Genomic DNA, 9,761 nt, shown 5'->3' with positions numbered 1-9,761 from the left:
AACTTTGCCGAGTTTACCTTGGACGGTGTGGACTTTGCCGGTTTCGTCCTTGAGAGCAACCTTGTCAGTTGCTGCTGCGCCTGCGGATACTGCGAATGCGGATGCAACGAGAGAAGACATAACCAACGTGGTGATAAGTTTTTTGTTCATCTGTGTGACCTCCGTTTTATCTAGTGTTTGAGCTTAATTAAAAGCCCTTGTCTAAATACTACGACAAAACAGAATCGTCCGTCAACTCTTTTTTTCCAAAAGAGTTTTAATCGCCCATAAATTCATTTATTATTTTGGATAATTAAAAGAAAATGATAAAAAACCCCATGACCGAAGCCATGAGGTTTTTCTGGTTTAGTTGACGCCGACGTTGCTCCACGCGGTTTTCAGCGAGGTGTAGTAGGTGGAGGTGGTGCCATAGAGTGCGCCGACTGCAGACAGGGTCGCAGCGCGTGCGCCGGAGAAGTTGGTGGAAGAGGTCATGTAGTCGCGGGAAGCCACATACCAGACCTTACCCGCGATGGTGCGGGAACCGATTGCGGTTGCGAAGTTGTAGAAGGCTTTGTTCGGGATGCCAGAGTTGGTGTGTACGCCGCCGTTGTCGGAAGTCGTGTTCACATAGGCGGACATCGTAGCCGGTTGGCCGTACAGAGCCGGGTTGGACATGGAGCGCAGAGCATCGCCAGCGGTGCCCGGCGTGTAGACGTCCTCACCGATGTTCCAGTCGTCGCCATCAACGACAGATGCTTGAGCATCCGACCAGGACTCGTTCAGCGCGCCGGATTGGTTGGAGTACACGAGCGCCGAAGTGGTTTCGGTGACGGCGTGGGTCAATTCGTGTGCCACGACGTCCTTCGCTCCGGACAGCGAACGGAATTGTACGCCGTCGCCATCGCCGTAGACCATCTCAGCACCATCCCAGTACGCGTTGTTGTAGTTGGTGGAGTAGTGGGTGTAGGAGTAGATGGAAGAACCCGCGTTGTCATAGGAGTTGCGTCCCAGACCTTTGTAGTAGTCAAATACGATCCCTGCATAGTAGTGCGCGTCAACGCCTGCACGATGCGTGGTAGCTGTCCACTTGTTGTCTGCATCGGTGTAGTAGTACCCACTGGTGGTGCCGTTTTTCATGTCGTAGGTTTCGATGTCGCCCGTCATCGACTTGGAGTGGTCTTCCAAATAGTAAGAGCCCGACTTCAGCGTGGTCTGGATGGTTTTGGTGTCACCCAATACGCCCGTACCGGTACCCGCTACGTGGTCGATGGTGTTGATCGAGGAGATCACGGTGCCGTTGACTGCATCGACGAGGATCTGCCAGTTCGCCGGTTCCGCTGCAGCGTTGTAAGCAACGTTTACTTTGTAGGCCAGAACTGCTTGGTTGCCTTGCGCAACGTAGGTCAGTTCGGAGGTTGCCGGACGGGAAAGTTGACCGGTGAAGCCGGTGGAAGCCACTGCTTTGTCTGCAGCTTGCAGTCCGGTCAAGGCAGCGGATGTCGCGTTCGGGGTCAGCGCTGCGAAGTCGCCGGTGACGCCTTGAACGTCGCCTTTGAGTTCGTGTACGATCATTTGATGGTCGAGAACTTTGATGCCGTTGATGACTTGGTCGAGCTTGGTGTGTGCCAGACCGTTCTCATCGTTATGGGAGGCCTTTACTTTGAAATTGCCTTTGGCTTTTGCGAAACCGAAGTCTTGACCGACGAGGTCGAGACCATTCAGGGCGCGCTCTTCTGCCGTTGCGCCTGCCACTTTGCCGAGTTTGCCTTGGACGTTGTGGACTTTGCCCTTTTCATCCTTGATCGCTTGCTTGTCCAACGGAGCTGCGCCAGCGAAACCTGCAAATGCAGTTGCTACTAAGGAAGACATGACGAAAGTTACGATGAGCTTTTTGTTCATCTTGAATGAAACCTCCCATGATTCTCTCATTTGTCAGACGATTCAGTCGTCTGTGTAACCATCCTACACCTGCGATCTGGAGGGTGTCAATATAGGAATTAAAATAATATTGAAATGGTACAATGTATTAGTTCGGAATGATTCTCCCTCTTTTGCTCGACAAACTTTGACAGATTTTTTTCGACGGATGGATTTTTCCTCTCCCCGTTTGTTTCAAGCCCTTCTCAGGCGATACTGAGACTGTTGTGCGGAGGAGGATGAGTGTCGTTAAAAAGTGGAATCTTGAAGATCCTGAAATCCGTCGAACTATTGAACGATTAAAATGGGAAATCGCCCAAGAGTATGGCATCCCAATCCCTTCGGACGGCTACTGGGGACGGCATGCTTCGAAGGACCTTGGCAAGATTGGTTCTCAGTTGCAAAAGCGACTTCCCCTGCTCTTAGAGCATCAGAAACGGAGTATGGGTAAGAAAAACGTACCAAATAATTAAGTCAGACAAATGACGAAAAACGTTTATATTGATAGAATGCGATACATATCGGTTGATTTGCGTGTGGAAAAGAGGAGTTTGTGGGGTGAGTTTCGTAGTAAGGATGTGAGGAGAAGGAGGGATCACGCCATGCTTCATACTGTGCAAAAAAATCGCGAGGCGTATCTACCGCTGTTGTTGTTGGCCGACCCGTCTGAGGAGATGGTACGCCGCTACCTGCCGGAAGGGGAACTTTACTCGTGGCTCACGTCCGAGGGAGAGACCGTTGGCGTTCTCCATTTGACTTCAACCGAGGCGACTGTTTGTGAGATTCGCAACATCGCCGTTCGCGACCAATACCAAGGCCAAGGCCACGGGCGTTCGCTGTTGGAGTCGATCCTGAAGCTCTTGCGCGAGCGCGGCGTAGAGAAAGTGATTGTCCGCACCGGCAATTCGAGCATCGGGAGTTTGGCGTTTTATCAAAAGTTTGGGTTTCGGATCATGGAGATCGATCATGACTACTTCAACCGCGAATACCAGACCCCGATCTTTGAGAATGGCATACGTTGCCAGGATCAGTTGTTGTTGGCCCGCAGCCTTTAGGGCAGGGTCTTTTTTTTCGGAATGGAATGCCGGAAATTCGGCGGGTGAACTGCTGGAAATTCGGCACGGGAGGAGGAGCCGCGATGGAGCGTGAGACACGCGAGACGATGGAGATGTTAAAGGCGATTCTCGCCTCGATCGATGAAGGGATTCACGCGGTCGATCGCAACGGGATCACGATCTATTACAATGAAGCATCTGCGCGTTTGGACGGGCTGGCGGCGCAGGAGGTGATCGGGCGGCATGTGCTGGAGGTGTTTCCTTCGTTGGAGACCGGCACGTCGACGCTGTTGCAGGTCATCGAGACCGGGCGGCGCATCCCGGACACGCCGCAGATGTACACGACCAAGCGCGGCACCAAGGTGCATACCGTCAACACGACGTTGCCGATTCTCTCCGGTGGGCGCTTGATCGGAGCGTTAGAGGTTGCCAAGGACTTAACGCGTCTCAAAGAGCTAAACGAGCGGCTGATCGACATGCAAGCGCAGATCGTCGGGGTCGCCAAGAGCACGACGCAGAGAAAAAGCCCGATTGAAGCACGATGGACGTTCGAGCAGATCCTGAGTGCGGATCGCGCGGTTTTATTATTGAAGGAGCTCGCACTGCGGGCGGCGAGCACATCGTCGCCAGTCCTGCTGTTTGGCGAGACGGGGACGGGCAAGGAACTGTTCGTCCAGTCGATCCACAACGCATCGCCGCGCCGGAACAAGTCATTTATCGCGCAGAATTGTGCGGCGCTGCCTGCGTCGCTTTTGGAAGGCTTGTTGTTCGGGACGGTCAAGGGATCGTTCACAGGAGCGGAGAACCGACCAGGGCTGTTTGAATTGGCGGACGGTGGGACGCTTTTTCTCGACGAGATCAACTCGATGCCGCTGGAATTGCAGGCGAAGTTGTTGCGGGTCTTGCAGGAAGGCTTGGTCCGGCGTGTCGGGGATACGAAGGTGATCGAGGTCGACGTGCGAATTCTGGCGGCGACCAACCAGAACCCGCTACAAGCGATCGAGGGCGGGCAGTTGCGCTCCGACTTGTACTATCGCTTGAATGTCGTGTCCTTGCACTTGCCGCGCTTGGCGGACCGTCGCGAGGACATCCCACTGTTGACGCGCCACTTCATCGAGAAGTTCAACGCAGCATTTGGCAAAAACGTCCGGGACATCACGCCGGACGTGCTCGATCGCTTCATGGCGCATGACTGGCCGGGCAATGTGCGCGAGTTGGAACACGCGGTAGAAGGCGCGATGAACCTCGTCACAGGAGATCAGATCGAGTGTGAGCATCTGCCGTGGCAGGTCCAACATGCCAAGTCCACGAAAACCCTGACGCTCGAAGGCCCCGTGCGTCCCTTGCGCGAGACGATGGAGCAAGTCGAGCAGGAGCTGATCCGCATGGCGATGGAGGAGACCGGGGGCAACATCCAGCAGGCGGCGAAGTTGTTGCAGGTGCCGCGGCAGACGCTGCAGTACCGATTGAGCAGACAGACGAAATAGTGAGTGCCGAGTATTCGGCACCTTTTTCCTGTTGATGGCCAGGGAGCGAAACGACCGACAAGCAGTTAGAACGACTGCTGGCGGTCGTTTTTTGATTTTTTCAGAACATTTAGCAAGAGTTGGCACGGGTCTTGCATCGATTACGAGGCAGACAGATAAACAGGCAAGGGGGAGCGCCCGCTATGAAGCAAGGAAATCGCTATGGTTTGCACCGCGTCTTGGAACCCCAAGGCACGATGCCACAACCGGCTTGGCGAATTGACAATACAATGGAACTCTACTCCAATGAAATTTTGCTCGACGTGGAGACGCTGAACATCGACTCCGCTTCGTTCGTGCAGATCAAGGAGGCAGAGGGCGGCGACCCGTTGCGCATCGGTGAACACATGAAGAAAATTGTCGCCGAACGCGGCAAACATCACAACCCGGTGACTGGATCGGGTGGCATGTTGATCGGCATGGTGCGCGCGATCGGACCTGAGTTGCAAGGCAAGCTCGATCTCGTTCCCGGCGACCGCATCGCCACGTTGGTCTCGCTCTCGTTGACACCGCTCACGATTGAGGAGATCACGGGCATGGATGTGAAAACCGGCCAAGTCGACATCAAGGGGCAAGCGATCCTGTTCGAATCGGGTCTGTTTGCGAAATTGCCCGATGAGATCGCGGATCGCATCGCGCTGGCGGTGCTCGATGTCTGTGGCGCACCGGCGCAAACGGAAAAGCTCGTCAAACCGGGCGACACCGTCGTCGTGCTCGGTGCAGGTGGCAAAAGCGGCCTGATGGTGCTCTGCCAAGCCCGCAAATCGGCTGGACCGACCGGACGCATCCTCGCGTTGGAATACGGCGAAGCAAGCTGTGAGCGCCTGCGCGAACTCGGGTGGGCCGATGTGGTGCTGAATCTCGACGCGACGAAGCCGGTCGATGTGCTGCAAGCGGTGGAAAAAGCGACGGAGGGTCGCATGGCCGATGTCACGATCAATTGTGTAAACATCCCAGGTACGGAGATGGCGTCGATTCTCTCGACGCGCGACGAAGGCACGGTTTACTTTTTCTCGATGGCCACGTCGTTTACAGCGGCAGCCCTTGGAGCAGAGGGCGTCGGCAAGGACGTGAACATGATCATCGGCAATGGCTACACCAAAGGCCACGCCGATCTGTCGTTGAACCTGTTGCGCGAGTCGAAACAACTGCAAGCGCTTTTTGAAGCCAAGTACGGGATGTAAAAATACACCTACTTTGAGAGGGGATTTTTTTCATGAGCATTCTCGAACCGACCCAAGATCGTCTGCCACAGCACCACTATGGCAAGCAAAACCGTCACTTCCGCGACATCGAACTGTGGAAGGATGTCACCAACGAGCAATGGAATGACTGGATGTGGCAGTTGACGCACACGATCAACGACATGGAGTCGCTCGGCAAAGTCATCAACCTGACTGATTCGGAGAAGGAAGGCATCGAGAACATCAAGCTGTCGATCCCGCTGCGCATCACGCCGTACTACGCGATGATGATGGACCCGGAAGATCCGGAGTGCCCGGTGCGCCTGCAAGCCGCACCGAAGTCGGATGAGATGACCCGTGCCCCGTGGGATATGGAAGACCCGCTGCATGAGGACGAAGACGCGCCGGCACCGGGCCTGACGCACCGTTACCCGGACCGCGTGCTGTTCTTGATCACCAACCAGTGCTCGATGTACTGCCGTCACTGTACGCGCCGTCGCTTCTCTGGGCAAGTTGGCCACTCCGTGCCGAAGCCGCAACTGGACGCGGCGATCGACTACATCCGCCGCACCCCGCAGATCCGCGACGTACTGCTCTCCGGCGGTGACGGGCTGCTCGTCAACGACAAGACGTTGGAATACATCATCTCCAACCTGCGCGCGATCCCGCACGTCGAGATCATCCGCATCGGCACTCGTGCCCCGGTTGTCTTCCCGCAACGCATCACCGACAACCTCGTCAACATGTTGAAAAAGTACCATCCGATCTGGATCAACACGCACTTCAACCACCCGGATGAGCTGACCCCGGAAGCGATTGCCTCCTGCCACAAGATCGCGGATGCAGGCATTCCGCTGGGCAACCAGACCGTCCTGATGCGCGGCGTGAACGACTGCGCACACATCATGAAAAAACTGGTACACGACCTCGTCTACAACCGCGTGCGTCCGTACTACATCTACCAATGCGACCTCTCCGAAGGCATCCAGCATTTCCGTACCACCGTTTCGAAGGGTCTGGAAATCATGGAGCAATTGCGCGGCCACACCTCTGGCTATGCGGTTCCGACGTTCGTCGTCGACGCACCGGGCGGTGGCGGCAAGATCCCGGTCATGCCGCAATACGTGCTCTCACAAGGTCACTCGAAAGTCGTTCTGCGCAACTTCGAAGGTGTCATCTCCGTCTACCACGAGCCGACCTACGAAGACAAAGGGTGCCCGCCGACCTGCACGCATGACCACAGCACCGACAATGAGATCGGGATCGCTCGTCTGCTCAACGACAAGCAACTGTCGCTGGAGCCGAAGGGTCTGAAACGCCGCCGTCCGAAGGAGCAAGTTGTGATGCAAGAGACGGCTGCGGCTACGATCAACGACCATCTGTTGCAAGCAGACGGCGAGGAGTAAGCGCGATGATCTACCGGGCGATTCAGCAGGCAAACGCCCGCCGCGTCGCCATCGTCGGCATCGCCAAACACGCTGGCAAGACGACGGCGATGAACAGCCTGATCTCGGATGCTACTGCTGCGGGACGTCGGTTGGGCATCGTGTCCATCGGTGTCGACGGTGAGCGCCGCGATGCGATCATGGGGGTGCCGAAGCCGGACGTTTACGTCCCGATCGGCGCCCTCGTGGCGTCTGCGGGGGATGTGTTGAACACAGGAAGTGCGGTGTTGAGCATCGTCGAGTCCACCGGCTATTCTTCAACGCTTGGAGATGTGTACCTCGCACGGGTGGAGCGTCCGGGGACCGTGTTGCTGGCAGGTGTCAGGTATGCCGCACAGGTACATGCCGTTTTGGAAAAAATGGAGCGGCTCGGCGCAGACTTGTGTTTGGTCGACGGAGCGTTTGATCGGATGATGGCCGCGTCGCCAGAGCTGACTCATGGTGTGGTGCTGGCGACGGGGGCTGTTGTGGCTCCGACGGTGGAAGATGTGGCGCGCAAAAGCGCGTTTTTCGTCCAGCGGTTTGCGTTGCCCGTGGCAGAGGAGCGCGTCGGACACTTGCTCGATCTGGCGGTGGCGCGTGGCGGGATGGTTGTGGGCTGTCCGGTCGGGGAATCCGGCTGGGACCCTGTCGTGTTAGAGCGCACCTCCTCCTTCGTGGCGAACCCGCTGACCGATCCGATGTGGCCCGGTGCTGATCGGGCGCGTGTGCTGGCAGTGGCCGGTGCGGTCACCGATCGATTGCTTGCGATGGTGGAGGGCTTGCCGCGCGGGTTTGTGGTAGTGCTGTCGGATACGACGCACTTTTTTGCCACACAGCAGGCTTGGCGAAAGTTTCTGCGCCGTGGGCATCAGGTGTTGGTGCGCTGTCCGGTGCGGGTGTTCGGCTTGACTGTAAATCCACACTCCGTGGCTGGCTATGACCTGCCGCGCCACCAATTGGCGGCTGCGGTACAAGCGGCAGTCGGCGCGGAGTTGTTGGTTCAGGATGTGCAAGGGGAGGAGGCGTGACGGTGTTCTGGGACGAGACGACCAAGGAAGCGATCGGATGGACGGACATCTGGGGGCAGTTTCTCCCGCTCTCGAAACCGGGGCAACGCGTGCGCCGACAAGCCTGTGCCTACTTACCCGATCAACGGGAAGCTTGGGAAGTCGCGATGCGCGATTGGCAACAAGTGCGTGAGGCGGCACGCGATGCCCAGTGGGCGAAGTCGTGCCGGGATGCATTCGCTCGGTTGCCAGATGTGTTGCCGATCCTGAACTTGCTGCGCCAAGGGGCGAGTGTGCGGGTGGTGGACGTTTTTGAGTTGAAAACGTTCCTCTGGCACGGGCGTGAGTTGCAGGCCTTGCAAACGTTCGCGTGGTGGCCAGCGCTCGATTGGGAAGTGTTGTTGCGCTTGCTCAATCCGGGCGGTACACTGGTGCCGACCTTTTCGCTGGCAGATTTACAAGATCAGACGTTGAACGCGTTGCAGGATGACTTGCAGCGTCTCGACGCCGAAGTGTATCGGGGTAGAAAAGAACAGACCGACTCCTTGTGTCAAAAGTTCGGGCGGGCTCCCACTCGCGATGGACTCTTTATAGTAGAGAAAAATCAAGCAGACCTCGAACATCCAGACCTTCGGTTGCAGAGTGTCAATCTGTTTGAAGCTGTATTTGAAGTGATCGAGCCGCCGCGAGTGCGCGAATTGCAGGCGGAGCGTGAGCGCGTGCTGATGCGGATCGAAGACCGTGAGGCAGAGGTTTTGCAAGGGCTGGTCGAGCAGCTCGCACCCCACGTAGAAGTCGTTGAAAAAATGTACGATGCTTGCGGGCGTTTCGACTGGGCGTTTGCGAAAGCGACGGTGGCGATGAAGTGGGAGGCGGGTGTGACAGCATGGCTGGACGGCCAGCGCGATGCGGAACCTGCATCGGCTGACGGGAACTCCGTCGAGGCAAGCACCGCACTCGCACCGTGGTTCGTCCTGAGCGGGTGGCATCCTACCGCTCGCACCACAGTTGAGTCCCGTGGCGGGACGTTTACGCCGCTCGACCTGACTTTGTCCCCGGGCGTCGGTCTGATCACCGGGCCGAACATGGGGGGCAAGACCGTTTCCTTAAAAACGCTCGGCTTGCTCCAAGCCCTCGCGCAACACGCCTTGCCCGTACCGGCAGCGGAGTTTCGCTTCCATCCAGTGGAGCGCATCGGATGGTCTGGCGGGGACGAGCAAAGCCTCGTCAGCGGCTTGAGTTCATTTGGCGCGGAGATGCAACGACTCGCGACGTTGCTACATACACCGGGCCATGCCTTGCTCCTCCTCGATGAAGTGGCACGAACCACCAACCCTGAGGAGGGCGAAGCATTGGCGGTCGGCCTCGCGAAGTATCTGCGATCCAGCGCCCACACGGCGCTTTTTGCCTCCCACTTCCCTGGGGTGACACAGGTCTCAGGGCTGCAGGGTTTCCGCGTGGCGGGCCTGCGCCCAGATGTGCTCACCGCGTGGGAGTTGACTGGACACCCACCTGACCCCGACCGTCTGCTTGCCGATTTGCAACAGGCGATGGACTACCGCCTCCTCCCGGCGCAGGGTCTGGAATTCCCGCGCGATGCCTTGCGGATTGCGCGCCTGTTCGGACTGCCGGAGGAGATCACTCGAAAGGAGGGCCAATGAGT

8 protein-coding genes are annotated in these 9,761 nt (G+C 57.3%); 7 read left to right on the top strand and 1 reads right to left on the bottom strand.

The annotated features are described in order from the left end of the window. Positions 1-345: 345 nt before the first annotated feature. Positions 346-1,881, bottom strand: coding sequence for a M4 family metallopeptidase (locus tag C7459_RS01105; RefSeq protein ID WP_109685398.1), 1,536 nt, complete (start codon positions 1,879-1,881; stop codon positions 346-348). A gap of 257 nt (positions 1,882-2,138) precedes the next feature. Here C7459_RS01105 and C7459_RS01100 point away from each other — a divergent pair, with 257 nt between their 5' ends. The 7 genes from C7459_RS01100 (at position 2,139) to C7459_RS01070 (ending at position 9,759) form a co-directional block, all read left to right on the top strand. Continuing rightward, positions 2,139-2,372, top strand: coding sequence for an alpha/beta-type small acid-soluble spore protein (locus C7459_RS01100; RefSeq protein ID WP_109685396.1), 234 nt, complete (start codon positions 2,139-2,141; stop codon positions 2,370-2,372). 129 nt (positions 2,373-2,501) lie between these two features. Next, the gene (locus tag C7459_RS01095) at positions 2,502-2,954 is read left to right on the top strand and encodes a GNAT family N-acetyltransferase (RefSeq protein ID WP_170119193.1); all 453 of its coding nucleotides are present in this window, start codon (positions 2,502-2,504) and stop codon (positions 2,952-2,954) included. Between the two features lie 83 nt (positions 2,955-3,037). Next, positions 3,038-4,441 (top strand): sigma-54 interaction domain-containing protein, encoded by a 1,404-nt coding sequence (locus C7459_RS01090; protein WP_109685392.1) that lies wholly within the window; start codon positions 3,038-3,040, stop codon positions 4,439-4,441. A gap of 182 nt (positions 4,442-4,623) precedes the next feature. Then, complete coding sequence (gene kdd, locus C7459_RS01085; protein WP_109685390.1) at positions 4,624-5,664, top strand: L-erythro-3,5-diaminohexanoate dehydrogenase; 1,041 nt, start codon at positions 4,624-4,626, stop codon at positions 5,662-5,664. A gap of 32 nt (positions 5,665-5,696) precedes the next feature. Next, positions 5,697-7,070, top strand: coding sequence for a lysine 2,3-aminomutase (gene kamA / locus C7459_RS01080; RefSeq protein ID WP_109685389.1), 1,374 nt, complete (start codon positions 5,697-5,699; stop codon positions 7,068-7,070). 5 nt (positions 7,071-7,075) lie between these two features. After that, positions 7,076-8,119, top strand: a complete 1,044-nt coding sequence (kamB, locus tag C7459_RS01075) for a lysine 5,6-aminomutase reactivase subunit KamB (RefSeq protein ID WP_109685387.1) — start codon at positions 7,076-7,078, stop codon at positions 8,117-8,119. Positions 8,120-8,121: 2 nt separating this feature from the next. Next, positions 8,122-9,759, top strand: a complete 1,638-nt coding sequence (locus C7459_RS01070; protein ID WP_109685385.1) for a MutS-related protein — start codon at positions 8,122-8,124, stop codon at positions 9,757-9,759. The last annotated feature ends 2 nt before the right edge of the window (positions 9,760-9,761 follow it).

Source organism: Tumebacillus permanentifrigoris (genome assembly GCF_003148565.1).
In the GTDB taxonomy this organism is placed as follows: domain Bacteria; phylum Bacillota; class Bacilli; order Tumebacillales; family Tumebacillaceae; genus Tumebacillus; species Tumebacillus permanentifrigoris.
This window is presented reverse-complemented; position numbering and strand designations above follow the sequence as displayed.

Bases quoted from the DNA above. Each gene is read 5' to 3' on its own strand.
- kamA (WP_109685389.1), top strand. From the start codon at position 5,697: ATGAGCATTCTCGAACCGACCCAAGATCGTCTGCCACAGCACCACTAT.
- kamB (WP_109685387.1), top strand. From the start codon at position 7,076: ATGATCTACCGGGCGATTCAGCAGGCAAACGCCCGCCGCGTCGCCATC.
- C7459_RS01105 (WP_109685398.1), bottom strand. From the start codon at position 1,881: ATGAACAAAAAGCTCATCGTAACTTTCGTCATGTCTTCCTTAGTAGCA.
- C7459_RS01100 (WP_109685396.1), top strand. From the start codon at position 2,139: ATGAGTGTCGTTAAAAAGTGGAATCTTGAAGATCCTGAAATCCGTCGA.
- C7459_RS01095 (WP_170119193.1), top strand. From the start codon at position 2,502: ATGCTTCATACTGTGCAAAAAAATCGCGAGGCGTATCTACCGCTGTTG.
- kdd (WP_109685390.1), top strand. From the start codon at position 4,624: ATGAAGCAAGGAAATCGCTATGGTTTGCACCGCGTCTTGGAACCCCAA.
- C7459_RS01090 (WP_109685392.1), top strand. From the start codon at position 3,038: ATGGAGCGTGAGACACGCGAGACGATGGAGATGTTAAAGGCGATTCTC.